The organism is Nocardia sputi, assembly GCF_023501985.1.
The window spans coordinates 273662-298907 of record NZ_JAMFLC010000001.1 but is presented as its reverse complement, the minus strand read 5'-3'; the positions used below and the strand labels follow the sequence as shown (position 1 = coordinate 298907).

Below are 25246 nucleotides of genomic sequence, written 5' to 3'. Positions count from 1 at the left end.
GCGCAGGCACGGGAGCCGAGGCATCCGCACCGGCCCGGACAGTGGTCATGGCGACTGTCCGGGCCGACGGCGGCCTACCGTCGATCCCGCTCGGACGACGCGATCAGCAGATGTTCCAAACTGGTCGTCCGGTCGGAGTACTCGTCGACGCCGATGACCGCAACGAACTCGCTGTCACCGACACGGTGCTGGAGGGGTAACCACGAGTTGGCGAGATACCAGCCCGCTCCTGCGGTGCCGCGCGGCCCCAAACCCCCGCAATAGATCCAGTACCGATCGGGATGCTGATCCGGGCACGGCCGCACTCGCGCGATGACGCCGAGGTTGCGGTCGTCGCCCGAGTCGTACCGGCTTCCGTCACTGAGCTCCAGGTGCACCGAGTCGTCGCCGCTGTCCCGGATGGTGAACAGCGGGTGCTCGACGATTCGCGGATACAACTGTGTGCAGTCGTTGCCGCTCAACCCGAAACTGATGTACGGGCGATCGTGATGGGTGACCATGTAGCGGTCGCTGCGAACCTCGGCGCGGATGTTGGTGTAGCGCTGCAGCAAGGAGAACACATACAGCAGCCCGCGAAAATCGTTCTCCGACAGCACGGAGGGAATGTCGACGGGACGCTCCGGGAAAGCACCCTCCTGCTTCCCGAAAACTCGCCGACGGGAGATCCCCGCCGCCCGCAGTACTTCCACGGACGACCTGGACAGCTCGAACGACGGATACACCAGAGTTGTGCCCCTGGTGCTGGTCTCCACCCCGAGGAATGCCTCGAGCCGGATGTCGGTGCCGGTAGGACCCGACCCGAGTGACCGCGTGCCTTCCGGTGTCGAGTTGGCCATTTGAAACAGTCCTTCAACAGTCCAGCCGGGAAACATCTTCTCGAGCACCCGGCAGTGATAGTCGCGAGGAAGCCCGACCATACGGCCCGACAGCCACTGGTAGTACTGCGCTTTCGCCGGCCCATGCCCTGGGGGAATGGGCGGGTCCAGCTGCGCCGCGCATCTGTCGTACGCGGCAAGGAAATCCGGATGACTTTTCAGATGCCGCTCCGCTAGCAGCATCTTCAGTACGGTCGCCAACGAAACCCCCTTACCCCTGCAGCCTCTGTCGACGATGACGGAGGCTCTCTTGTATTGGCTCACCGCAACGAAACTGGGCCGTCGGCAAAAGCCTGCCGACGGCCCAGCCGCATCAGCCGTCAGATATAGATGAATGGAAGACCATTACTGGTTCCTGCGGACGTGGTTGCGGTGACTTGCACTGTTCCCGTTCCAGCGGGAGTGACGGCGGTGATCTGTGACGCGGAGTCGACGGTGAACGAGGTCGCCGGTGTGCCGCCGAAATCGACGGCGGTGGTGCCTGTCAGGTCGGTCCCGGTGAGGACGACTGTCGTTCCGCCGGCCGCCGGTCCTACATTCGGAAGCACGACCGCCAGTGTCGGTACCGCGATGTAGGTGTAGGCGAGGCCGTTGCTGGTTCCGCCGGAGGTGGTGGCGGTGACTTGCACCGTACCGGTCCCGGCGGGTGCCACGGCGGTGATCTGGGTCGGTGAGTCGACCGTGAACGAGGTCGCCGGTGTGGCGCCGAAGTTCACGGCTGTGGTCCCGGCCAGGTCGGCACCGGTGAGAACGACGACCGTTCCGCCCGTTTCCAAACCTACGTTCGGCAGCAAAGTCGCCAGGCTGGGCGCCGCCAGGTAGGTGAAGGCGACGCCGTTGGTTGTTCCGCCCGGGGTGGTGGCGGTGACTTGCACGATCCCGGTTCCCGCCGGTGCTACGGCGGTGATCTGTGTCGCGGAGTCGACGGTGAACGAGGTCGCCGGTGTGGCACCGAAGTTCACCGCGGTGGTTCCGGTCAGATCGGTTCCGGTGAGAACGACCGTCGTGCCGCCCGATGCCGGGCCTACGCTCGGAACCCCCACGGTGAGGGAGGGCACCGGAACATAGGTGTAGGCGACGCCGTTACTGGTCCCGCCCGCAGTGGTGGCGGTAACCTGTACGGTCCCCGTCCCCGCCGGTGCTACGGCGGTGACCTGGGTGGCGGAGTCGACGGTGAACGAGGTCGCCGGTGTGCCGCCGAAGTCGATCGCCGTGACTCCGGTCAGTCCTGTGCCGGTGAGCACGACGGTGGTTCCGCCGGATGCCGAGCCCAGGTTCGGAACCGCCGCCGCCAGGGTGGGAACCGCGACGTAGGTATAGAGAACGCCGTTGGTGGTTCCGCCCGGGGTGGTGGCGGTGACTTGCACGATCCCGGTTCCCGCCGGTGCTACGGCGGTGATCTGGGTGGGAGAGTCGACGGTGAACGAGGTCGCCGGTGTGGCGCCGAAGTTCACCGCTGTGGTGCCGGTCAGATTCGTTCCGGTGAGAACGACTGTCGTGCCGCCGGATACCGAGCCCAGGTTCGGAACCGTCGTGGTGAGGGTGGGAAGCCCGACGTAGCTGTAGGCCACGCCGTTGCTGGTGCCACCCGCGGTGGTCGCCGTGACTTGAACCGTCCCGGTGCCCGCCGGTGCCACGGCCGTGATCTGGGTGTCGGAACCGACGATGAACGAGGTCGCCGGTGTGGCGCCGAAGTTCACCGCTGAGGTGGTGGACAGCCCTGTCCCCGTGAGGACGACGATCGTCCCGCCGGCCACCGGGCCCACGTTCGGAACCGCCGTGGTGAGCGCGGGTACCGGCACATACGTGAAGGCCAAGCCGTTGCTGGTTCCACCGGGCGTGGTCGCCGTGACTTGCACGGTGCCGGTCCCGGCGGGTGCTACGGCGGTGATCTGCGTGGCGGAGTTGACGGTGAACGAGGTCGCCGGTGTGGCGCCGAAGTTCACCGCTGTGGTGCCGGTCAGATTCGTTCCGGTGAGAACGACTGTCGTGCCGCCCGATTCCGACCCCACATTCGGAACCGCTGCGGTCAGTGCGGGCACCGCGATGTAGGTGTAGGCGACGCCGCTACTGGTTCCACCCGGTGTGGTGACCGTGAGTTGCACGGTTCCGGTTCCGGCGGGAACGATGGCCGTGATCTGGGTGTCGGAGTTGACGGTGAACGAGGTCGCCGGTGTGGCGCCGAAGTTGACCGCGGTCGCCCCGGTCAGCCCCGTTCCGGTGACGATCACCGTCGTGCCGCCGGTCGCCGGGCCGACATTCGGAACCACCGTGGTGACGGCGGGCACCGGGATGTAGGTGTAGGCGACGCCGCCGCTGGTTCCGCCGGGTGTGGTGACCGTGAGTTGCACGGTTCCGGTTCCGGCGGGTGCGATGGCGGTGATCTGGGTGTCGGAGTTGACGATGAACGAGGTCGCCGGTGTGGCGCCGAAGTTGACCGCGGTCGCCCCGGTCAACCCTGTGCCGGTGACGACCACTGTCGTCCCGCCCGCTTCCACACCTGCGTTCGGCACCGCCGCGGTGACAGTAGGCACTGCGACGTAGGTGTAGGCGACGCCGTTGCTGGTTCCGCCCGGTGTGGTGACGGTGAGTTGCACCGTTCCGGTTCCGGCGGGTGCGATGGCGGTGATCTGGGTGTCGGAGTTGACCGTGAACGAGGCTGCCGGCGTCGCGCCGAAGTTGACCGCGGTCGCTCCGGTCAGTCCCGTTCCGGTGATGACGACGGTCGTCCCTCCGGTCACCGGTCCGACATTCGGTACCGCCGCGGTGATGGCGGGCACCGGAATGTAGGTGTAGGGGAGGCCGTTGCTGGTTCCGCCCGGAGTGGTGACGGTGACCTGTACGGTCCCGCTGCCGGCCGGCGCGACCGCCGTGATCTGGGTAGCCGAATTGACCGTGAACGAGCTCGCCGGTGTGCCACCGAAGTTGACGGCCGTGGCTCCCGTCAGATTCGTGCCCGTGATGACGACTGTCGTCCCGCCCGTAACCGGACCGGCATTCGGCACCAGCGTCGTCAGGGTCGGCACCGCCACGTAGGTGAAGGGGAGTCCATTAGTGGTCCCTCCAGGTGTCGTGACGGTGACCTGCACGGTCCCCGTTCCGGCGGGTGCTACGGCGGTGATCTGGGTGTCGGAGTTGACCGTGAACGAGGTCGCCGGAGTGCCGCCGAAGTTGACCGCGGTGGCGGTCGACAAGCCCGTTCCGGTGATGATCACCGTCGTCCCGCCGGTTGTCGGACCGGTGGTGGGCACAAGGCTGGTGAGTGCGGGGACACCGGCATAGGTGTAGGAGACGCCGTTGCTGGTTCCCCCGGAGCCGGTGACCGTCACCTGCACGGTGCCCGTTCCCGGGGGTGCGACGGCAGTGATCTGAGTGGGCGAGTTGACCGTGAAAATGGTTGCGGTATTGCCGAACCGGACGGTCAGGGGACCGGTGAATCCGGTGCCGGTGATCGTGACAGTGTTGCCGCCCGAGGCGGGACCGGCGGTCGGCACAATCGACGTGATGGTCGGAACGACGACGTAGATGAACGGCACCGCGCCGCTGGTACCACCCGGTCCGGTGACGGTGACCGGAACGATCCCGGTCCCGGCGGGCGTCACAGCCGTGATCTGCGTGTCGGAGTTGACGGTGAACGAAGTCGCCGGTGTGCTACCGAAGTTGACCGCGGTGGCTCCCGTGAAGCCCGAGCCGGTGAGGGTGACCGTCGTCCCGCCTCCGGTGGAGCCCTGGTTCGGGTTGATGCTGTTCAACGCGGGGACCGGAACATAGGTGTAGGGAAGGCCGTTGCTGGTTCCCTCGGAGCTGGTGACGGTGACCTGCACCGTACCGACCGATCCGGCGGGAGCTATGGCCGTGATCTGGGTGGGGGAGTTGATAGTGAACGTGGTCGCGGTACCCCCGAACCGCACGGTCATTGGACCGCTGAAACCGGTACCGGTGATCGTGACATTGGTCCCCCCCGTGGTTGGGCCTGAGGTCGGGGAGAGGGAAGTGATGGTAGGCATGGCTGCCTCCTATTTGCCGTGGTGATGATTCCTCTGCACCGGGGGGCGCCCGCCGCTGTTCAACGGCCCGGCTAATTCCATTAACACCTCTGGAGCGATGCCTGGCAACGTGTCTGGCGCTCCGTTTTGGTCCGTTTTCGAATCGCCATCGGTGCGGCAGGTTGCGGCACGAACTTCCTGGCAGACGGTGTGGCAGCGATGTTTTCGGCAGCGCTGTGCCGCCGTCTGCCGGAGGGCGGCTCCTTCTGAGCCGCGGTCCCGGCGAACGATTGGCGACCAAGCGGAACGTTCGTCAGCGTCCGGCCAGGAAGGAAACTTCCGGTCTCACAGGAACAGTTCGGGTGGGTCGTCGAACTCGATGCCCGCCTGCCGTGCCCTGGTCACCATCTTCCGGTCCCACTCCCGGTGCGCCCGCAGCGCCATCCGGAACGCGCCCATCTGCTCGGACATCTGCTGTGTCTGCGAAATGGCCAGGTCACTCAGCACTTTCGCGGCGTCGGCTTTCGTCTTCGTCATGGTGGCGTCGACGTCGCCGCGCTTGAACCACGCCGTCACGGCCGCGGACAGCACCGACGAGCTGGCGATGAGCACCAGCGCCGCGAAAATCGGAGACTGCTGGATCACGTTCATGACGCCTCCCGAATCTTCACCGCGTGCAGCGTCCTGACGTCCTGCAGTACCTGTCTGCGCTTCCACAGGAAAGCGATCCCCAAGGCGATGGGCAGCGGACCCCCGAGAACCGTGGCCGGACCCAGGGTTCCATGCTGGACCTGCAACAGCAGCAGTTGCGCACCGAAGGCCACCAGTGACCAGCCCAGCGCCCCTAAACCGATTTGTTCGACCAGGTAACCCCAGACACGCCGGGCGAACACACCGGTCAGCGTCGCCACGCAGCCGATCAGCATGAGGATCAGCCACAGCGTGCGGAAATGCGAGGGCATGGCCGCGATCGCCGAACCCGATGGCGGGCCATAGACGCACTGCAACACCATCGAGACGCCGAAGACGGCGCACAGCACTACTTCGAAGGGGTCGTGTCGGGTCTTCTCCTTCGGGGTTTTCATGCTGGTTCACCGCTGTCGGGTGGCGCGGGGCTCACCCGGTGCCGTGCCGCCTCGACCGCGGGCAGGCCCAGCGCCGCCGCGACGACGGCGAGAACGAATCCGGAAAGATCGGACGAGACGACGCCCTTGGTGACGCCGTATCCGATCAGCGCTACCAGCAGCGGGTACAGCAAGGCGCGGACGGGCTCGCTGCGCAGGATGGTGATGACATTGTTCATCGGTTTTCCCTTTCTCCATTGTGTGGGTCGTGCAGGGGTTCATCGATGCCGTCGGCGGTCACCGTGGCCAGGGTCTGGCGCGGCGTCCAGTAGACGAGACCGTTCTCGAAGTTCTGGTAGGTACCGGTGTCCCAGGGAATCTCGTCGGAGGTCGGCCAGCCGAGGCGGCCGTTCTCGGAGCCGCTGCGGTTCCAGCGGTCGCGGATCGCACCGTGCATCCAGTAGGCCTTCGCGCCGTCACGCCGGTACAGCGCACCGCCTTGGAAGCCCTGTACCTCACCCCACGGCAGGCCGTCAGGTCCGTCCAACACGGTGCAGTCGGTGACCGGATATCCGAGCGGGCCTGCTTCCCAGCCCAACTCGCCGAACTTCTGCCACAACGTGTGCGGGATCGGATGCGCGCCGGTCGAGGGATGCCAGTAGATGAAGCCGTGCTCGAACTGGGCGTATCGGCCCACTCTGTCCGAAGTGACGGACTCGCCGCCGCTGATTCGGTCTCCGAGCCAGGGATTGACGGCGTAGATGTCATCGATCGCGTCCGGCGGCGCTGCGGCGGGTGCACCGGCGGCGTATTCCTGGACATAGCCTATGAAGCGGGTCCAAGGGAAGTTGAAGCCCACGTCGGTGTGTGTGCCGAGGCCGAGGCATTCCGTCACGTAATTGTGGTCGCTCACGCCCTCGCGCTGCTGGTAAGGCGGTGTGATGACGTCGATGGCGAAGCCGTATCTCCTCGCGTCCTGGACAGCCAGCCACGCCGCGATCCGAATGTCTCCGTCGATCTGTGCCCAGTCGTCCGGTCCCCACCCCGCGCGGCTTCCGGCGAAGCACAAGTTGATCGTGTACGGGTTCGCGTCCAGCACCGACCAACTCGCGAGGTCGGTGTCGAGGACATCGCACACGATGCCATCCCGCACGGTGTAGTGATAGCTGACCCCGTGGCCGGGATCGTTGAGATAACTGGCCAGGCTCTCGGCCGTGCCGTCGCCTTCCTGCGTGTGCAGCAGGAAATTGGTGATCCGCGCTCCGTGGCGCGAAGACCCCGATGCGCCCATACGATTGAGTTCTGTGTATTCCGGTGGCATCATTCCGTGCCTCCCGATGATCGGATTGCGGTGCGGCGACCATCGGTCGCCGAGGATGGGTCGAAGCAGGACGACGGGGGAGCCGGACTGCACCCGGTAGGGGGAGTAAACCCGCGCGTCGGACTGCGTCGTGACGTCGATTCGCCGAAGGACCGGGGAATCTAGTTGAACCCGTATGCGAAGGAGGAGGGTTCGTGGTGTCGCGCTTCCGCGTGTACCGGGGTGTCGTCCGCCGAGACGCCGGTCGCGGTGACACGGGGACCCCACCATTGATGTCCCGAGGACGGGAAGAGGAAAGTAGGCATGTCGCTGCCTCTCTGTTTGCTGGTTCCTCTATACCGGGGGGTGCCCGACTCTGTGTGTGGCCCGGTTACTTCCATTAATGCCCTAGAAACAGCGCCTCGGCAACGCGTCCTGGCATCCGTTTTTGTCCGTTTTCCAGATCGTTGCCAGGCGTTGACCGGTGGGGGGTGCTCCAGTGCGGATTTATCGTCCGGCCCTGCTGCGGTGCCGTTCTCGGGAACGTGAGCAATCGGAGTATGTCGCGGAGATTTCGGCCGCCACGCTAGGAGACGAAAATCAGTCGCACAGTGCCCGCGGCCGCCTGCGAATCCGTCTGCTGGGCGGTGGTTTACGAGAGCACAACCGAGCCTCCGAGGTGCGCCAACGACTGGGCCGTCGCCGGATTCCGGCGACGGCCCAGTCGTTGGCGCAATCAGACCTAGGTGTGGTGCGGGCATACCTGGTACCGCCCGATCCTGTGACGGTGACCTGCACAGCTCCGAACCGCCAGAGCGACGGCCGTGATCTGTTCCGAGAGCATGAGGTGTGCTTGCCCTGCTATGTGCGCGTTGCCGCTCCACGTGTCGAGCGGAGCGATCAGCCCTTCAACGTGCGGATCATGTTCACCAGTGCGTGGGCGCCTTCTCGTGTCGGTTGGTCATCTGGCGTCGTTCGATCACGGGTGCCGTAGAAGTGAAGTGCGCCCTCCCAGCCGTCGATGCTGGCGGTGAGTTCGATCTCGAGCAGCGTAGTGGCGGGATTCGCCCCCTTGGGGAGTGGTTCGGTGACAACCTTGACAGTCACGCCGTTCACGGTGAGGAACTCGGCCGGGTAGTTCCCGGTCGTCGACGGGGGCTCGGACAGGGTGTTACCACTGACGATTATGCGGAACAGCGATACCAATCCGAGGTGACGCCATGCGGACCCGTCTGCCTTCTCATAGAAGCACCCGTTGCCGCCGCCGATTTCATCGGTCAGCGCCTTGCCGCCGGCGCCCGGGCTGATCTTCAGGTTATCGGTACCAGCTCGGATGGTGAAGAACTGTTTTGTAGCGTCGCACAACTCTTGGATGGTGTGGTTGCTCGTCGGCACCTCATATGTTTCGGGATGAGTACGCGGCAACAGATCGCAACCCGAAAGTAGTAGGGCCAGCGCCGAAGTCGCGACAACTTTTCGCCAGTTCATGTCGCCTGCCATTCAGGGCTGGGAGAGTTGATGACGAAGTCGTCGGAGGCGCTGCGCGGCCAACGATCGTTGAGAAATCCTTTTGGTTCCGATGTGGCGGTAGTGATTTGTTTGATGATTTCTCTTTGAGTGAGCAAGCCCTTGGCGAGATGATCGGTATATTCTATGGCTTTATTGATCATCTTTCCGAGGACATCGATCGCATCCGATATTCCGACCGGAGCGGCGACAAAGGTGCCGATCTTGAGGAGAGCCGACCCCAGCGCGGTGATCAGATCCGCGACATCCTTGACGATCTTGGAGTAGAAATCCCAAGCCGTATCCGATACCTGGGCGAGCGCAGCGCTCAGCTTGTTGCAGATCGATTTGGCGGAGTCCATTGCGGTGTCCTGAAGTGTGCGAGCCGCCGTGTACTTGAGAGCGGCCGCACCTGCCCAGTAACCGATGACGTTGCCGTTGGCCACCTCGTTGTTCTGCGCCTCGCCGATCTTGGATTCCAGCTGCGACCATGCCTCGCTCGTCTGCAGGAAGGCGATGGGCGCCTTCAAACTGTCGACCGCGCCCTGGAGTTTTTCCAAGAGCTCCTGAATCCTCTTCTTGATTACTTCCTTGTGGTCCTGCATGTAGCCGGTGAAGTCGTCCTCGGTCATCGCACCGTAGACGGCACCGGCCACCGCACCGGCCAATCCGAAGAAGGTCGCTGCCTCGGCCTCGGCAGCGGCGATCGCCGCCTTCCGGAACGCCTCATCCACCTTGGCTGGCTGCGTCCTGATCTCCGCGATCTGGTCCGAGAACTGATCGAGTACGGTGTTGATCTCGTCCAGTGATTTCGTGTCACCCATCAGTGATCCGCTTCCAGTTCGATCAGGACGTTTGCGAAGTTCTGGTCCTGCTCCTGATAGACCTTCGCGACATGGTCCAGAACCGCGGCGATGGCATTGGTTTCATCTCTACCCTCGACCAGTCTTTCGTACATGTACCGCGCGGCCGCCACTTGGGCTTCCCAGGTATCGCGGAACAGCCCCCAGGCGACGTCCTGGTGACTGAAATGGATACTCTGCGCCTGCGTCGCGGCGACGGTGAGGGTGTCCGACGCGTGATCCCAGGCTCGGGCAGCCTTCACCAACTGGTTCAGATCCGCTGCGAAATCGACCATTACGAGTTCCTCATCAGGTAGCGCTTGTATTCCGCGAGTTCGTGTTCGAGCTCATCGTCGGTGCGGTCGGCCCATGACCCGTCTTCGTGGAACCGTGGGCGCTGTTGCCGGATCTGGTTCGCGCAGTCGAGGATGTCGTGCGCGATGTAGGACGGGCTGGCCGTGGCAGCCCACCGCGGATCTACCTCGATGCTGCCGATGCGAGAGATGCTCGCGACCATCGTGATCGATGGCCCGCCGAAATCGGTCACTGGCCCTCGCCCGACGAATTCATCACTCAGCCGTAAGGAGCGTTCGACCATCTCGAATTCGGCGAGCGACCGGGTGTCGAGGAGCGTGATCAGTTCTGTGCGGCGAGACTGGGATACGGTCAATTCGGTCCATCTGCCCGATGCGATGACCGGCGCGTCGTGCCGCCACAGCGCCAGGTAATAGCCGGTCATCGCCGCCGCGGAGAAGTCCGGTGGATCCAGGCGGTCGTGGATATTCCGGCTCACAACGACATCCACCGGAAGGCGTCCGTCGTCGAGATGCATCGTGAACAGTCCCACGCCGATCGAACGGGTGAACTCGCTCATCGAATTCCTTCGTCTTTCGATAACGACCCGCTGTGGGAACACCGTCTTCGGCACTGCGGCTCTCTTCCTCGGTCACTTCTGTCGGCTTGTGGTAGTTGCCTGCGTACAGAGTTGGACGCCGAGTGACCCGGTTCGGTTCCGCTGGTCTCGCTACCAACTTTCCGGGCGGGCGGCTGCCAAGCGTTGGAGGGCCTGGTCGATCCAGGTTGTGAAGTGGGTTGTCAGGTCGGTGGGGGTGGTGGGGCGGACGGTGATGTGGTCGGCGCGGTGTTCGGTGTAGCGGCCGTCGTCGGAGATGTCGTGCCACTGGAGGACTTTGGCGGGCTTCGTCCGGGTGTGCAGGGGAGCGGTGAGGAGGACGGCGGTGCCGCCGCCGTCGACCGGGCGGCCCAGGAGGCGCTGGTACTGCTCGCGGGGGGTGTTGCGCGCGTTGTCCTCGAGGTAGGTGTCCCGGCGGGGGATCAGGTCGTCGGGATGGAACGTGGCGGGCTTCTCGGCTCCGGGCGCGCAGGCCGGAACGGCCTTGACCAGGCGGACGGGGAGTTGCTCGGCGGGGAACATGCGCACGCGGATCGGGCCGTGCTTGTGGTGGTTGCCCGCTTGGCTCAGAACGACAGCGCGGTAGCTGTCGCGGGCGCCGAGGATCCGGTACTCGCGGACGTCCTGGGTGCCGGTGCTGTTCTTGTGCTTGCACGTGCCGCCGAGGATCTCGATGCGGAACTCGGAGGCGCCCAGGATGTGCAGGGCCGCGTTGATCTCGTCGAGTTCGTCCGCGGAATAGTGCCCCCACACGGCCGCGCGGTGGGCGGCGAAGTCGTCGCGGAAGGCGAAACGACTGGTGTAGCGCAATGGGCCGGGGATCCGGTCGTGCGCGTCGCCATACCAGAGCGCGGCGAAATCGTCCGGTTCCCAAATCCATTCAGCCATGTGCGATCCCATCCGGCCGTGTCGAAGCGGCCACTGTCCACGCGCACACGCCCGCCGCCGAGCTGTGGTGCGGGCGTGTGCCGAGTCGAGAGTAAGTGGCCCCGATCAGGTCTGCGTGCCGCCGATGACGCCACCGGGCACGGTTTTCGGAACCTCGCCGAGCAGCTCGTCGGTGTTCTCCTGGGTGATCAGGTAGTCCGGCGTCTTGTGCTCGGATTCGTCGTCCTTGCCGCCGCCGCGAGCGCCGGGCGCCATCATGCCCGGCATACCGCTCATACCTCGCGCCGCCGTGGCAGCCGACGCGGCGGCCTGGTTCATCGATGTGGTCGGCATCCCAGGTGCGCCCGCGACGCTGCGTCCCGGTTGCGGCTGGTTGGGTGTGCCAGGACTGCCAGGACTGCCAGGTGTGCCTGGACTGTGCGGCGACGGGGTGCCAGCCGGCACTGTCTTGGTCGGGTCCGTGGTGGTGGCGGGGGTTGTAGAGGCGGGGTCCACGCCGGTGGGTGTGGTCGAAGTGTCGGAAGCTGTCGTGTCGGAGGATTGCTGGTCCTGCGCCGACTCGTCGGTGGACTGCTGTTCCTCGGTGCTCGTCTCGTCGGGCTCGCCGTCGCCGTCCTTGTCACCGGGAGTGCCCGAATCGGTGGCGGCAGGACTGGTGCCCGGGTCGTTCGAGCCCGGACCGTTGTTGTCGCCACTCTGGTACCCACCTGGCGGAGGCGCGGGAATGTCCACCGACGCGGTCGGACCGACCGGAGTGGGCAGCACCGGAATCTTGCCGTCCATCTCACTGAACGGCTGTACGTAGAACTCTTTCATCGCCGCCCGCGCGGCCTGCTCGGCCTCGGACCGCTCGTCCGACAGACTCCAGCGCGTCGGGTGGAAGACCCGCTCGCGGAAGGAATAGTCGACGGTATCCGGGAGGGCTCTCTTCGTATTGGCGATGGCGGTAGCGGCGTCACGGACCCGGCAGTACAGCTCCTCCAAGGAGTTCGTGAGATTCTGCGCGTCGCTGGTGTACTTGGCGATCGCGTTCTTGGATTGTTCCGCAGCGGGGCCGGACCAGGCTTGGGCGATGGAGGTCTGGATGGAGCGGGCGAAGGTTTCCACGCCCTGCTCCCATTGGGTGCGAGCCTGCCAGTACTTGTTCGCCTGGTTGATTGCGTCGGTGATGTCGAGCGGGCTGAATGTCTCGTTGATCCGCGAGTGTTCCCAGCTATCGGGATGTTCGCCGCCGTTCGGGATACGGGTGCTCTCGTAGCCGTTCATCTGCCGGTCCCGTCCGGGAGTGAGACCGGTCCGAATGGCAGTTGTACGGGTGGGCGCTCGGGGAGGGTGGCGTTCAAATGGTTGAACTCAGCGGCGAAGTTGCTGTCCGCCTGCATGAGCCGATCGCGGGCTATCCGGTGGACCTCTTGGATGTCTTGAACGATACGAAAATGCTCTTCCATGATCTGGTAGACACTGTTGCCATCCTCCGCTCCGCGCGCCTTCTTCTTGAAGCGGTCCACCAACGTGGAGGCGGACACCATGTCACTGTTGGATTCCCCCAGTCCCCAATGCGTCTGCTGTGAAACGATGTCCATGGCGCGCTGAATGTTGCGAATCGCATCCTTGAAGAACTCGCAATCTCGATCTATGTAGACGAAGTCCTCGGCTCTCATCTCGAGATTGGCTTGGCCGTCGCGAACGGCGCTGAGGACGTTCGCCATCGGTCGATCCGGTGGAGTCTTGTCGTCACCCATCTGTTCTTCCCTCCCGGTGAGTTGCTCCAGTATCAGTGTGGTCTACACATTGGCGGGCATCGTCGCGACAACTTTCTCTGCAAGAGTTCGTGCGAGTGAGCAAGTGTCCGTTTGGCCAGTCTTACGATTCGACGGCGGATTGCTCAGGAAGAATTCGAGGCTACCGCCCTTCATCTCCACGTTCACGGTGCAGACAGCCTCGGGATGTTCGTCCACCTGCCGCGTGGATATGGCGCGGCGTCCGCTTACCGCGTACTCACGGGTGTCAGTGAAGTTTTTGGCCCGCACCATGTCGACAGTGAGGTTCGTTGTTCGAATGGCAGGCGAGTACCCATCTGTTTGGACCCATGCGCAGCCGCGCCATTTGACGCCGCCGGAAGCGTTGGAGTCCTCGTTCTGCTTCCCCCGCAGATTCTCGGAATCGAGCACGCTCTGGGGGATGTCGTTGCACGGGTTGTAGCCGGTCGGGACATCCTGTGCGATGCTCTGGCTGGTTGGGGAACTCCCGGTCGGAGTCGCATCACCCTCGGTCGAGGAGTCGCAGCCTGTCAGAACGAGTGCGGTACCTACGGCGAGGGTGGCCAGACGCCCCGAACTCTGCCCTGACTTCATTGGTCCCCCTTGCGCACCGGTGTTGTCCCTGGCTCTTCGAGGCCGGACCGGCTTCTCCGCCCCCCGCAACGAAAGTTGACGCTACCGCCGGGGTTCATCGGGGGCAAGCGGTCTGACGAGCAGGTCGATGGTTCCGGGGGAGTTGTGAGCGAGCATCCCCCGGAACCTCTGGCGAAGGAGGTTCCGGAGTTGCCGTCGAGGCTGTCTCAGAACTGTGAGCGGTCGAGTTCACCTCTGGTTATGCGGGCAGTGAGCGTGTCCCACTCACTCGCTGTGAACACAAGCGCCGGTGCGGCGGGATTCTTCGAGTCGCGCATACCCACGAGGTCGGGAGCAAGGAACGCGACCTCAACGCATTCTTTGTCCGAGCTGCTATGGCTGCTTTTGAACCACAAGGCAGTGGAGGGATCGACGTTCACTCGGCAAACTCCTTTGCGATCTTGCGGAGGAGGGATCGGCTGCGAACCTCGTCGAGTGCCGATCGTCGGATGTCGGCGAACGCCTGTCGGTATTCCCGTATCTCCTCGGACTTCTCAAGATACAGGTCGCCGGTGAAACCCTGCATGTATACGACTGGTGGCTCGGTGAGATGTGCCGTCGGGTGCCTAGGGAACTCGAGCATCACGAACGGGCCGACACGCAGGCCTGCGTATGCTGCCGCATCCAGGGGGACGATATACACCGAAATGTTGTTCTGCTCAGTTACTTCCGCAAGATATCGGATCTGGTCTGCCATGACCGACGTGCCGCCGATCGGCCTGCGCAACACAGACTCGTCGAGCACCGCGTCGAGATGCAGCGGGTCGGAGGTACTGTCCAAGCGGGCCTTGCGTCGGGTGAACACCTCGATGCGTCGCTCGACCTCGGGGCCGGGCATCGTCGGGTAGTCGACCCAGATCAGTGCCCGTCGATACTCACTGGTCTGCAACAGTCCGGGCAGAAGAGTCGTTTGATACGAAGTGACGCGGTGGGCGGCTGCTTCCAGGCCAACGTAGTGGCTGAATCCTTTGGGGATGGCGTCGTCGAGGGAGTGCCACCAGCCAGTGCGCTTGGTCTCCTCCGTCAAGTCGAGCAAGACGGCAGTTTGCTCCTCCGACGCCCCGTACACCTTGCACAACCGCTCGATGAACAGCGGATTCAGCCGGACCGGCTGCCCGGTCTCCATCCGCCACAGGGTTTGTTTCCCCACGCCGATCACATGGCGGGCGTACTCCGCGCTGACGCCCGAGTTGACCCGCAGCTCGCGCAGCTGCCTGCCGAGCATGCGGCGGGGGAGGGTGGATCCGGTTGGAGTCACGACGAATTCCCTTTCGTAGCCTAAGTATTGGCCAGGTATCAACTGGAACCGTTGTGGCGGGGGGCCTTGGAACCTGGGCGGTTTTCGCCCGGTTCCACCACTGAGAAAGTTCCCGCCCAGCAATATCCGGTGCTCTACTGAACGCGACCGGCACGAATCGAAGAAGTGCTGAAACCTTAACCGCGACAACGGTTACAGGTCCAGCGGCCGGCATTCTCCGCTTTCCGAACTATGTGAATCGAGGCTGGCGAATGAACTATGCGGCATTCGCGGACACTCCCGCGTCTCGCTGTGCGTTTTACCGCCGCACCTGTGGGCTGCCCGCCGGGATACACCCGGAGATCGGCCGGATCGTCGTGAAGGCCGGCGTGGTGGGCGGGATCACGATGCCCGACAGGCTGGGGCAGTGCGTGCGCGACGACATGCTTTTCCGTGGCATGCCGTTGGGGCCGGTGATCGCGCATATCCGTTCTCGGCGGTGGACTTTCCTGTGCCGACCCGATCTACCCGACGACATGCGGCTGTTCGCGGCCTTGTTCCGGCTCGACGTTTCGATCGTGCCTTTCGGCAGCGAAATCGCGCTGCCGTCGCCCGCCGACGCGAACGGCGTATTCCGCCGATGGGTGGTGGCGCCGCGCGACACGTTCCGTCCGTCCGGAATGGTGATCGTGAATTGCCTGCTGGCCCGCGCGGGCGGGAAAGACGCGCCATGAGCGAGGGCTTGCCGACGCGAACCCAGCTGCTGCGGGCCTGCCGGGAGGGTGCGCCGCCGCCGGGGCATCCGGTGCTGTCGCGGGCGCGCGCCCTAGCGGAACTGCATGTTCGCCGGCTCCGCACGGAACGGGAATGTGCGTGCGCAATCGATGAGCGCCGGGCCCGGCTGGTTCGTGACGTCGACCGCTGGGTCGAGTCCCGGTTGCCCGTGGCGCGTGGCGGAGCCTATCTGCACACCGAATCGCTCGGCTCGGTAGTCGACCGACTCGCCCAGCTGAGCGCGTGCGCGTACACGGCCATGGCCGAGGACCAGGAGTGGGACCTGTGGTTCGCGTGGGAGCGGCTGGCCGAACTGGCTGTCGGCTATGAGGATCTGGTCACCGAACTGACCAGCGGGCGCCGTCGATTGCCGAGCGCTTCCTAGACCGTGGCGTGCGCCGGTTCAATCGCGCCGCAAGGTGGCGGCGAGGTGGTGTTGCAGTGGCTCGCCGACCGCCGCCATCCGCAGGGAGTAGTCGATGGTGTCGCCGGACAGGCGCAGCGAACGGCCGAGGGCGGTCACGAGTTTGGCGGTGGTGCTGCGCCCGATGTTGGTGGAGTCCAATTCCATGCGCAGCATGCCGTCCTCGACCGCGAGCGAACCCTCGCAGATTTCGGTGATACCGGTGGGATGCGCGAGGATCAATTCGACGCGGTCGGGGCGTGGGCAACGCAGATAGCCGGTTTCGGCGTGCAGCGGCCGGCCGTCGTCGGTGGCGCGGGTCTTCTGACGGTAGGTGAGGAACGGGCGGCCGAGATGGCCGAACCGGATTTCCTCGACATAGCCGAACGGAGGAATGGTCGGGTATTCACCCTGTCCGTTCCCGCGCCAAGTGCCGAGCAGTGGAGCGAGCGGAGCGATATCGGGATGCAGGGTAATAGCAGGCTGGGGTTCGACCACGGCGAACAGCCTAAACCCGTGCCCGTCCAACCGTTCGGGTACTCCCGAAATTGCCGCGCGCTAAGGTTAGCTTCGCCTTATCACCAATGTGGTGTGGTCGGAAAGGAAACAGGAAGTTGAACGGACGCTGGAAAGAGTCGCGCCGTGGCGGTATGCCTCGGTCGCGGACCCGAAGTGGTCTGCTGCGCGTGTCGGCGCTCGGCGCCGCGCTGATCGTGGCGGCGGGCTGCTCGGACTCGAAGCCGGACGAGGTGCCCGCGCTCGACGGCAACAAATACGTCCAAACCAATCTCGCGGCCAACAACGCGGAGTACAACGCGCAGTTCGTTTTCCCCGACCTGGTGAACGCCTGGGGGCTCGCCGACCGACCCAAGGGCGCCGGTGGGCACTTCTGGGTGGGCGCGGGCGGCAAGTCGTTCCAATTCGTCGGTGACGTGACCAAGTCGGCCGACGAGAAGGTGCAGAAGCTCTTCCAGGACCAGTTGAAGATCGTCACCATCCCCGGCGCCGACGCCGACACCTCGGACAAGAGCGCGGGCAAGACCACCGGCGTGGTGTTCAACCCGGCGCCGATCACCTCCGATCTGTTCGTCGTCCGCGACCAGCCGGTCGAGGCGGAAGGCGGGCCGCTGAACGGCTCGGCGCGCTTCATCTTCGCTACCGACTCCGGCAAGATCTCCGCCTGGACCGAGCAGGGCTTCGAGGGCCGGATCGTGCGCCACGACGGCCCGGCCAACCTGGTCTTCGACGGCGCGCCGCAGGGTATGCAGTTCTTCGGGATCGCGCTGGCGCCGTCCGGGGACACGCTGCTGGCCGCCGACTTCGGCGCCGACCCGCAAGTCCGGACATTCGACAGGAACTGGCAGCCGATTCCGACCGTCGGCTTCGCCAACCCCTTCGCCACCGGCGACGCGATCGACCCGGCCGCGCCGGAGAAGGGTAAGAAGGCCAAACCCGGCGATCCCGCGCCGTTCAACGTCTCCACCATCGGCGACCGGGTGTTCGTCGCCTACGCCACGACGCAACCGGACGAACAGGACGCGACGAAGTTCGACGCCGGCGAGGAGGATTCGCTGGAGAAGGACGAAGAGCGGGAAGCGGGCGGCGAACCGGACAAGGGCAAGCTCGCCGAGTTCGACGCCACCGGCAAATTGGTGCGCATCATCGACGACGGCAAGCGCCTGAACGCACCCTGGGCGGTGACGATCGCACCGGAGGGCTTCGGTCCGCTCAGCGGGAAACTGCTGGTCGGCAACTTCGGCGGTGCCGGGCACGTGCTGGCCTACGACGACACCACCGGCAAGTTCGCCGACTACCTGCGCGATGCCGACGGCAAGCCGGTCGCGATCGAAGGGCTGTGGGCGCTGATGTTCGGTAACGGCGAGAGCCTCGGCGACGCCGACTCGCTGTACTTCACGGCGGGACCCGACGACGAGAAGGACGGTCTGTTCGGCAAGCTGCGGTTGAAGTAGATCCGGTTCGTGGCAGCCCGCGCCGACTCGGCGCGGGCTGCTCGTGCTTCTACCGGCCGCCGGTCGGTGCCGAGGCTCGGCGTTCGGTGCGTCGCTCCTGGATAGCCGACTCGACCTCGTCGACCGCCGTTCGTATCGTCGCCCCGTAGCCGTCCTCGGCGAGGGTGTGCACCCGTGCACGGGCGGCGTCGATCTGGCGCTGCGCGGCGTCGAACGAGCCGAGCCTGCGATAGTCGTCGGCGAGATTCAAATGCAGTGACGGGTAGAACGCGGCCACCCGCAGCGATCCGTCATAGGTTTGCGCCCGATCGTCCGAGAGGCTGTCGGCGGCGTCGAGCGCCCGGATGTCCCAAGTGAGCGCTTCGGCGGCGTCGTCGTACAAGTCGGCCAGATAGTGGGCGAGCGTGCACCGGTGCAACGGGTCGCCCTGCGGACCGAGCGAGGCCCACACGGCGAGCAGAGCGTCCCGCGCGTCGTCGGGACGCCCCTCGTGCCCGAGCGCGACCGCGCTGGTGATGGTGTTCATGGTGTCGTCCGAGGTGGTGTTCATCAGGTCTCCTAGACCCTGGTAGTAGCGACTGCTATTTCGTGGTCGATGGGTCGCACGGGCATCGCCAGGGTGGTGAGGTCTCCGTCGGTCGCGGAGCGCAGGACCACCGGCTGATCGGCGGCGATGATGTCGAGCATCAGATCGGGGCCGAGCGCGGTGCGGACGGCGGGCAGCAGTGTGGCGGGATCGAACGACAGTGTGATGACGGAGCCGGTGACCGTCGCGGGCAGGCGGTGCGCCGTGCCGGGTGCGGACGCCGCGATCTCGGTCGGCCGGATCGCGAATCGCACCACGGCGTCGAATTTTTCGAGAAGCTCCAGCACCGCCTGCCGGGCGACGATCACTCGGGTTCGGACCGGCCCCAGCCCCGACAGCAAGGCTCGGTGGTCCGGGAAGGTCGCCTGAATGACGGCCGACTGGTATTCGACGCCGTCGCCGCTGAGGAGCAGTCCGTCGTCTGTCGAGGTGACGACGACCTCGTTCCTGCCGCACAACCACTCGATGAGCGACTCGAGTCCGTTCGGATCGAGCACCACGGACCACTCGCCGCCGTGCTGCCGGTTCGCCACCACGGTCCGGGTGGACAGGCGGTAACGGTCGGTGGCCGTGAGCGTCACCGCGTTACCACCCGCTTCCAGCAGAATGCCCGCCAGCACGGGTATCTCGCGGGTCCGCGCCGCGGCCCCGCGGACCTGCTCGAGCGCCTCGGCCAGCGCCGCGGCGTCGATCGCCACGTGGGCCACGAGCGACTGCTTGACCACCGCGGCGACGCGCGCGGCCTCGTGCGCCAGGCGAGTCAGTTCCGCCACGTGACGGTCGAGCAGGCGGGGTACGTCCGCGGGGTCGCCGGAGAGAACTTTCGCGATCGTTTCCAGGGGGAGGTCGATCGCGCGCAACTGGCGGATGAGGGCCGCTCGCTCTCGCTGCGCCTCGGTGTAATAGCGGTATCCGGTCAGCGGGTCGACCCGAGCCGGAACGAGCAAGCCGCAGTCGTCATAGAACCGCAGTGCGCTCGCCGTTAGCCCGCTTTCCCGCGCGAGGACGCCGATCGTGATCAACCCTGCCGATTCCGAACTCGCCACCCGGCAATCATGGAGCCTCAACCAACTCGAAGGTCAAACCCGTGTCGCCCCCGCCGACTGGGCAGTTCCAGGTACCTGGTGTCCGCACGGTCCGATGCGGCTGGTCAGTCGGTTTGGGAGTCGGTGGGGGTTACGCGCCAGCGGCGTGACCAGTCCCAGACCGAGCCGAGTGCCGCGCCCAGCTCGATGCCCGCCGTGGTCAGTTCGTAGGACTTGTCGGGGTTCTTCGCGATCAGTCCCGCCGACTGCAGAGTTTGCAACCGCACCGACAGCATGCTGGAGGAGCAGTTGCCCATGCGGCGGCGTAACTCGAGGAAGCCGAGACGCTCGGGTTCCAGTTCCCACAGGATGCGCAGGATCCAGCGTTGGCCGAGGAGATCCATCGTGGCCAGCAGCGGCGTGTTCGACGGGTCGTCCCGGCCGCGCGGCGGCCTGGCTTCGTTTGCACTTCTCATTTAGAACCAGCATAGTGATTCTGAATTAGAAGCACCGGCCGGGGCGCCGGGCGGACCGAGAGGATGACGGCATGACCGGACGGCGAATCGTCCTGATCACGGGCGCGTCCCGCGGCATCGGCGCGGAGACCGCTCGGGTGCTCGCAGCGCGCGGCGACCATGTGGTGATCAACTACCGGGAGAAGGCCAAGCGAGCCGAGGCACTGGCGGAATCGATCCGGCAAGCGGCCGGTAGCGCGTCCACTGCGGGCGCTGATATCGCCGACGCGGATTCGGCCCGCGCGCTGGTCGCCGGGGTGGCGGAGGCGTTCGGCCGGCTGGATGTGCTGGTGCTCAACGCATCCGGCGGGCTCGAGCGCGATGCGCGGCCCGGTTACGCGATGGCCCTCAACCGTGACGCGCAGGAACGCCTGGTACGGCTTGCCTTGCCGCACATGCCGTCGGGCTCGCGGATCGTTTTCGTGACCAGTCATCAAGCGCACTTCCACGGCCGCAAGCCGGTGCCCGCCGACTACGAACCCATCGCCGCGAGCAAGCGCGCGGGCGAGGACGCGCTACGCGCCATGATCCCGGAACTCGGTGCCAGGGGCGTCGCCCTGCACGTCGTCTCCGGCGACATGATCGACGGCACGATCATCGTCCAATTGCTGGAGCGCCGGAATCCCGACGCTGTCGCCGCACGGCGCGATCAGGGCGCCCTGCCCACCGTCACAGAGTTCGCCACCGCCGTCGCCCTGGCTACCACCGCCCCCGCCGATCCCGGCCACACCACCTACATCGGCGGGCAGGACTACTTCGCCGCGTCGGAGATCTAGCGGCCAGTGCGAGTTCGGTCCTCGCGGGTAATTCGGTGGTGATCCGGGTCTGACGAATTGGCCGAGCGGCATCGGCGGGAGATACGTTGCTGCACAACGACCTTCGGCCGGACAACATGGTACGGCGAACGGATGGTGCGGTGCTGGCGGTCGATTGGGCGTGGGCGTGCCGGGGTGCCGCGTGGATCGACCTCGTCGCGCTCGCTCCGACGATCGCGGCCGCTGGTGTCGACCCGGATCCGATCATCGCCACCCATCCGGTCACCCGCGACGTCGATCCCGCGGCGGTCGACGCCTTCGTCTGCGCACTCGCCGGCTATTGGGCAGCAGCCTGCCGGAAGCCGGAACTGCCGCGTTCGCCGCGTTTGCGCGACCATCAGTCGGTGTTTGCTCGTATCGCTAGCCAGTGGCTGGCGTGTCGGCTCGAGTGGCAATAGCCGCAGTAAAGACGGCTCTATTGTCGAGAAATGCGAGGTCACTGAATGTTTGCCCTTGCTTGTGGCATCGGCTCGTGCTCCGCCGATCCGGTCGATGGGCGTGTCGCGCGAGTGGAAGTGGCCGAAACCGACGTGGGAGGCACGGCTCTCGGCCAAGCTGGTCTCATGTGGATGTTCGGGCAGTGCCGGGACACCGGCGGCGCAAGGCATCGAGGACGTGACCGAGACGCGTCCACCCTGATCGAATTGGGGGTGTGGAAAGTGGGTCAGGTGTCCGAGGCTCGGGTCATTCCCGGCAAAGAACTGCTGCTGGCCGCGTTCCGGGGTCTGCCGCACATGGATCATCCGATGCTGGAGGCGGCCGGAGAATTGGCTCAGCTGCATCAGACTCGCGAACGGACCCCGGCGAGCCGGTGCGACAAACTCGACCGGCGTCGCGCGCAGCTCCTACGCGGCATCGACCGCTGGGTCACCTTGGCCGCGCCGATCCCGCCGCCCGCCGCGCCCGAACACTTCGAGACGGTCGGTCGCATGGTGGACCGACTGGCGATGCTGGCTGCCCAGGCATTCGTGGCGCTGGCGCATGCGCCGGAATCGGTCTTCTACGACGCGTGGATCCAGATCGATGAATTGGCCGACGGCTACCAGGATCTCGTCGACGACCTGCGCACCGGGGCGAGACGACTACCAGAGGGGCGCTACGACCGCTGGTAGCTATCTGCCGCGCCCGAACGGCCGGAACGATCGCTGGCGCTTGCGTGGCAGAGTCGCGTACACCATGGTCATGTCGGCGAAGACTTCCGCTTCCCGCTCACGGTCGACGCCGAATTCGGCACGGCCGAGGACGTGTTCGATCGAGTGCGGCGAAATAGAGGGCAGGAGGACGGCCAGCGACGGCGGCAGCGGATCGCTGCGCTCGTGGTCTTTGTGATGACCCAGCAGCATGTGGCCGATCTCGTGCAGGATGACATGATCGGCGTTGCGGCCGGTCGCCGCGGCGTCGTACACGATGATGTCGTCGTGCTTGCGCGCCACCCACAGTCCGCCCCCGCCGCAGCCGGTGTCGGCCAACATCGCCTTGGGTACGGGGTGCAGACTGATCGAGCGTCCGCGATGGGCGGCCACCGCGGCCAGATAGGCGGTCAGATTCCACGGATTGGGGAGGGGCACGATCCGGGTGGCATCACCGAAACGGGCTTCCATGCTGGTCATCGGCGCCCACCTTACCTACCGGGCAGCGACTAGTCACCTGCGGGAATCGGACATACCGGCGGATGCGGTCCTGCGCCGGTAGCGCGACCGGTCACTCCGTGGGCGGCTTGCTGTCGAGTGGTTGTGCCCGGATAGCGCGCAGGGCAAGGTAATTCAGGCCCCACAGCGCGACCCCGATGGCCAGTAGTACGCCTGCGATGGCGTATTGCGCCGGATTGCGGCCGGTGAACGGCGTGACGAGAAAGCCGCAGGTCAGCGCACCCAGCACGGGCAACGGCGTCGGTGTCTTGAAGTGATAGTGCGCCACCGGGTCTCGGCGCAGCACCAGCACCGCGACGTTGACCACGGTGAACACCGCGAGCAGCAGCAGGGCCGTGGTGCCGCCGAGTTCGGGCACTTCACCGACGAACAGGATCAGCCCGAGGGCGAGCAAGGTGGTGAAGATGATGGCGTTGTAGGGCGTCCGGCGGCGCTCGTGAACGCGGCCGAACGGCCGGGGCAGCACTTGCTGCCGGGCCATGCCATAGATCAGGCGACTGGCCATCAGCATGTTGATCAGCGCGGAATTGGCGACGGCGAACATGGTGATGTAGGCGAAGACGTGGGTCGGGAAGTTCGGCGCACCGGCCTCGACCACCTTCAGCAAGGGCGTGTCCCCCTGGCCGAGCTGGTCGGCGGGAACGAGCGCGATCGCGCTGATGGACACCAGCACGTAGATGAGCCCGGTGATGAGCAGCCCGGCGAGCAGCACCTTCGGGAAGATCCGGCTCGGCTCCTTGCATTCCTCGGCCATGTTCACCGAGTCCTCGAATCCCACCATCGCGTAGAACGCGAGCGTGGTGGCCACGATGACGCCGCCGACCGCGTTGCGTTCGCCGGTCTCGAATTCGACGATGCGCGAGAAGTCGCCGTCGCCGACCCCCAACGCCCAGCAGCCGATCGCGATGACGATCAACAGACCGGTCAGCTCCACGCAGGTGAGCACCACGTTGAGCTTCACGCCCTCGCTCACGCCGCGCAGGTTGACCGCCGCCACCACCGCCATGAACACCAGCGCGATCACCGTCACCGCGACGCCGGTGCCGAGGTCCAGGTCGAACGCTTCGGCGAAGTTGGCCGCGAAGGCGCGCGAGGCCGTGGAAGCGGAGGTGATACCGGAACTCATCACCGCGAACGCGACCATGAAGGTGAGGAAATGGATGCCGAACGCCTTGTGCGTGTAGAGCGCCGCGCCCGCGGCATGCGGGTACTTGGTGACCAGTTCGAGATAGCTGAAACCGGTGATGAGCGCGACCAGGAACGCCACCAGGAACGGCACCCACACCGCCCCGCCCACCTCGTTGGCCACCTTGCCGGTGAGCGCGTAGATGCCGGTACCGAGGATGTCGCCGACGATGAACAGCAAGAGCAGGCCCGGCCCCATCACCCGTTTCAGCTCGGGCCCGGATTCGGATATCGGATTCGCGGTGACTTCGGACATGCGTCCTCCCCTCGGCAGTAAGGGCGAGGGTACCCATTCGGGGGGCGGAATAGTCGTCACCCGGGCCGTTTCCCGCTGAGATTGTGCGTGCCCAGCCGGGGCGGAAGCGTGGAGCGTGGCTGTGTGGGGGTGGGGGAGGGTCGGCTCCGGCCGTCAACGGCCTCCGCCGCCGTAGGATGCCCGGCTAATCCGCCTGGTCCATCCGGCGCGCGGCCTCCACGATCATGGCCGCGGAGTCGCGTGGACTCAGCGCCATGGCGCGCAGCTGGTCGAAGATCACCCCGAAGCGCCGGATCTCGGTGTGGCCCTCGATCAGCTCGTCACCGGCCATGCCCTCCACGTAGACCAGTTCGGGATCGGCGGGATCGGGGAAGTCCAGCAAGGTGAACGAGCCCGCCATGCCGGGGTGGGCGCCCGCGTCGAACGGCAGGATCTGCAAGATGACGTTCTTGCGCTTGATCTCTTGCAGCAGCCGGTCGAGCTGGCCGCGCATCACCGCGGGCCCGCCGACGGTCCGACGGATCGCGGCCTCGTCCATGACCACCCACAGTTCGAGCGGCTCCTCTTTGGTGAGGTTGACGGCGCGATCCATCCTGGCCTTGGCTCTGCTCTCCATGACCGACGCCTCCAGCTTCGGCATCGAGGTGTCGATCACGGCCGTGGCGTACTCGTAGGTCTGCAAAAGCCCAGGGACGAAGGATGTTTGGTAGTGCCGGGCCGACAATGCCTCGGACTCGAAGTTGATGTAGGCGGCGTACACCTCCGACACGCTGCCCTCGTAGGCGCGCGACATGCCGGGCTTCAGTGCGTCCGACAGCAGCTCCAGGGCGTCCTCGCGCTGTTCCTCGCCGATGCGGTACAGGTCGAGCATCGCCATGAGGGTGCGACGCTGGGGGCGGGCCTGCGCGGTCTCGATCCGGTACAGCGTGGTGACGTTGATCCCGGTCTTCGCACTGACCTCTTCCTTGCTGAGCTGGGCGTTCTCGCGCATTTCGTGCAACATCGCCGCCAGCCGGCGCAAGCGGACGGTCAGGACGGTGCGCTTGCCTGCCATCAGTACTACC

The 25246-nt window shown here is 65.6% G+C and carries 29 protein-coding genes; 6 read left to right on the top strand and 23 right to left on the bottom strand.

Annotated features, from left to right (window positions below; all coding sequences use genetic code 11):
- Positions 1-74 precede the first annotated feature (74 nt).
- The 16 genes from M8859_RS01525 to M8859_RS01450 all read right to left on the bottom strand — a co-directional run bounded on the left by M8859_RS01525 (position 75) and on the right by M8859_RS01450 (position 14992).
- The gene (locus tag M8859_RS01525) at positions 75-1076 is read right to left on the bottom strand and encodes a hypothetical protein (protein WP_195070457.1); all 1002 of its coding nucleotides are present in this window, start codon (positions 1074-1076) and stop codon (positions 75-77) included.
- Between the two features lie 119 nt (positions 1077-1195).
- A complete protein-coding gene (locus tag M8859_RS01520) occupies positions 1196-4882 on the bottom strand; it encodes a beta strand repeat-containing protein (protein WP_249643627.1) in 3687 nt (1228 codons plus the stop codon).
- A 324-nt stretch (positions 4883-5206) separates the two neighbouring features.
- A complete protein-coding gene (locus tag M8859_RS01515; protein ID WP_159919870.1) occupies positions 5207-5512 on the bottom strand; it encodes a hypothetical protein in 306 nt (101 codons plus the stop codon).
- Positions 5509-5946 (bottom strand): hypothetical protein, encoded by a 438-nt coding sequence (locus tag M8859_RS01510; protein ID WP_159919868.1) that lies wholly within the window; start codon positions 5944-5946, stop codon positions 5509-5511. The genes M8859_RS01515 and M8859_RS01510 overlap by 4 nt, the downstream gene beginning before the upstream one ends.
- A complete protein-coding gene (locus M8859_RS01505; RefSeq protein WP_159919866.1) occupies positions 5943-6164 on the bottom strand; it encodes a hypothetical protein in 222 nt (73 codons plus the stop codon). Before M8859_RS01505 ends, M8859_RS01510 begins: the two co-directional genes overlap by 4 nt.
- A complete protein-coding gene (locus M8859_RS01500; RefSeq protein ID WP_249643626.1) occupies positions 6161-7216 on the bottom strand; it encodes an N-acetylmuramoyl-L-alanine amidase in 1056 nt (351 codons plus the stop codon). Before M8859_RS01500 ends, M8859_RS01505 begins: the two co-directional genes overlap by 4 nt.
- 909 nt (positions 7217-8125) lie before the next feature.
- The gene (locus M8859_RS01495) at positions 8126-8725 is read right to left on the bottom strand and encodes a hypothetical protein (protein ID WP_195070459.1); all 600 of its coding nucleotides are present in this window, start codon (positions 8723-8725) and stop codon (positions 8126-8128) included.
- Positions 8710-9555, bottom strand: a complete 846-nt coding sequence (locus tag M8859_RS01490) for a hypothetical protein (RefSeq protein WP_195070460.1) — start codon at positions 9553-9555, stop codon at positions 8710-8712. Before M8859_RS01490 ends, M8859_RS01495 begins: the two co-directional genes overlap by 16 nt.
- On the bottom strand, positions 9555-9869 hold the full coding sequence (locus tag M8859_RS01485; RefSeq protein ID WP_195139027.1) for a hypothetical protein: 315 nt from the start codon (positions 9867-9869) through the stop codon (positions 9555-9557). Before M8859_RS01485 ends, M8859_RS01490 begins: the two co-directional genes overlap by 1 nt.
- The gene (locus tag M8859_RS01480; RefSeq protein WP_195070462.1) at positions 9869-10447 is read right to left on the bottom strand and encodes a hypothetical protein; all 579 of its coding nucleotides are present in this window, start codon (positions 10445-10447) and stop codon (positions 9869-9871) included. Before M8859_RS01480 ends, M8859_RS01485 begins: the two co-directional genes overlap by 1 nt.
- Positions 10448-10597: 150 nt before the next feature.
- Positions 10598-11374 (bottom strand): ESX secretion-associated protein EspG, encoded by a 777-nt coding sequence (locus M8859_RS01475; RefSeq protein ID WP_159919856.1) that lies wholly within the window; start codon positions 11372-11374, stop codon positions 10598-10600.
- 105 nt (positions 11375-11479) lie between these two features.
- The gene (locus M8859_RS01470; RefSeq protein WP_195070464.1) at positions 11480-12640 is read right to left on the bottom strand and encodes a WXG100 family type VII secretion target; all 1161 of its coding nucleotides are present in this window, start codon (positions 12638-12640) and stop codon (positions 11480-11482) included.
- Entirely contained in the window at positions 12637-13116 is a 480-nt protein-coding gene (locus M8859_RS01465; protein ID WP_249643625.1) for a hypothetical protein, read from the bottom strand. Before M8859_RS01465 ends, M8859_RS01470 begins: the two co-directional genes overlap by 4 nt.
- Positions 13117-13158: 42 nt before the next feature.
- Positions 13159-13728: a DUF3558 domain-containing protein gene (locus M8859_RS01460; protein ID WP_195070465.1), complete on the bottom strand. Its 570-nt coding sequence runs from the start codon at positions 13726-13728 to the stop codon at positions 13159-13161.
- 206 nt (positions 13729-13934) lie between these two features.
- Entirely contained in the window at positions 13935-14147 is a 213-nt protein-coding gene (locus tag M8859_RS01455) for a DUF397 domain-containing protein (RefSeq protein WP_195070466.1), read from the bottom strand.
- A complete protein-coding gene (locus M8859_RS01450) occupies positions 14144-14992 on the bottom strand; it encodes a helix-turn-helix domain-containing protein (protein WP_249643698.1) in 849 nt (282 codons plus the stop codon). Before M8859_RS01450 ends, M8859_RS01455 begins: the two co-directional genes overlap by 4 nt.
- Positions 14993-15381: 389 nt before the next feature.
- On the opposite strand from M8859_RS01450, the gene M8859_RS01445 reads away from it, so the two are divergent.
- Positions 15382-15738 (top strand): DNA-directed RNA polymerase subunit beta, encoded by a 357-nt coding sequence (locus M8859_RS01445; protein WP_223512750.1) that lies wholly within the window; start codon positions 15382-15384, stop codon positions 15736-15738.
- A complete protein-coding gene (locus M8859_RS01440) occupies positions 15735-16163 on the top strand; it encodes a DUF4254 domain-containing protein (protein ID WP_159919844.1) in 429 nt (142 codons plus the stop codon). Before M8859_RS01445 ends, M8859_RS01440 begins: the two co-directional genes overlap by 4 nt.
- Before the next feature lie 18 nt (positions 16164-16181).
- Here M8859_RS01440 and M8859_RS01435 read toward each other — a convergent pair whose 3' ends face one another.
- Positions 16182-16679 (bottom strand): peroxynitrite isomerase, encoded by a 498-nt coding sequence (locus tag M8859_RS01435; RefSeq protein ID WP_159919842.1) that lies wholly within the window; start codon positions 16677-16679, stop codon positions 16182-16184.
- Between the two features lie 152 nt (positions 16680-16831).
- Here M8859_RS01435 and M8859_RS01430 point away from each other — a divergent pair, with 152 nt between their 5' ends.
- On the top strand, positions 16832-18151 hold the full coding sequence (locus tag M8859_RS01430; protein WP_159919840.1) for a TIGR03118 family protein: 1320 nt from the start codon (positions 16832-16834) through the stop codon (positions 18149-18151).
- A 49-nt stretch (positions 18152-18200) separates the two neighbouring features.
- Here M8859_RS01430 and M8859_RS01425 read toward each other — a convergent pair whose 3' ends face one another.
- From M8859_RS01425 to M8859_RS01415, 3 genes are all read right to left on the bottom strand, one after another.
- On the bottom strand, positions 18201-18701 hold the full coding sequence (locus M8859_RS01425) for a hypothetical protein (protein ID WP_195070469.1): 501 nt from the start codon (positions 18699-18701) through the stop codon (positions 18201-18203).
- Positions 18702-18709: 8 nt separating this feature from the next.
- Positions 18710-19783 carry a DNA polymerase III subunit beta family protein gene (locus M8859_RS01420; RefSeq protein WP_249643624.1) on the bottom strand — a complete coding sequence of 358 codons (1074 nt, stop codon included), beginning with the start codon at positions 19781-19783 and terminating at the stop codon, positions 18710-18712.
- Positions 19784-19887: 104 nt separating this feature from the next.
- On the bottom strand, positions 19888-20238 hold the full coding sequence (locus tag M8859_RS01415; protein WP_249643623.1) for a winged helix-turn-helix transcriptional regulator: 351 nt from the start codon (positions 20236-20238) through the stop codon (positions 19888-19890).
- 71 nt (positions 20239-20309) lie between these two features.
- On the opposite strand from M8859_RS01415, the gene M8859_RS01410 reads away from it, so the two are divergent.
- The 3 genes from M8859_RS01410 to M8859_RS01400 all read left to right on the top strand — a co-directional run bounded on the left by M8859_RS01410 (position 20310) and on the right by M8859_RS01400 (position 22204).
- Complete coding sequence (locus tag M8859_RS01410; protein ID WP_195070471.1) at positions 20310-21053, top strand: SDR family oxidoreductase; 744 nt, start codon at positions 20310-20312, stop codon at positions 21051-21053.
- Positions 21054-21193: 140 nt separating this feature from the next.
- A complete protein-coding gene (locus tag M8859_RS01405) occupies positions 21194-21490 on the top strand; it encodes a hypothetical protein (protein ID WP_249643622.1) in 297 nt (98 codons plus the stop codon).
- 270 nt (positions 21491-21760) lie between these two features.
- Positions 21761-22204, top strand: coding sequence for a DUF4254 domain-containing protein (locus tag M8859_RS01400; RefSeq protein ID WP_223512788.1), 444 nt, complete (start codon positions 21761-21763; stop codon positions 22202-22204).
- Here the strand turns inward: M8859_RS01400 and M8859_RS01395 are convergent, their stop codons facing one another.
- From M8859_RS01395 to M8859_RS01385, 3 genes are all read right to left on the bottom strand, one after another.
- A complete protein-coding gene (locus M8859_RS01395; protein ID WP_249643621.1) occupies positions 22205-22702 on the bottom strand; it encodes a hypothetical protein in 498 nt (165 codons plus the stop codon).
- A 91-nt stretch (positions 22703-22793) separates the two neighbouring features.
- Positions 22794-24182, bottom strand: coding sequence for an APC family permease (locus M8859_RS01390; RefSeq protein WP_249643620.1), 1389 nt, complete (start codon positions 24180-24182; stop codon positions 22794-22796).
- Between the two features lie 184 nt (positions 24183-24366).
- The gene (locus M8859_RS01385; RefSeq protein ID WP_159919826.1) at positions 24367-25236 is read right to left on the bottom strand and encodes a helix-turn-helix domain-containing protein; all 870 of its coding nucleotides are present in this window, start codon (positions 25234-25236) and stop codon (positions 24367-24369) included.
- Positions 25237-25246 lie beyond the last annotated feature (10 nt).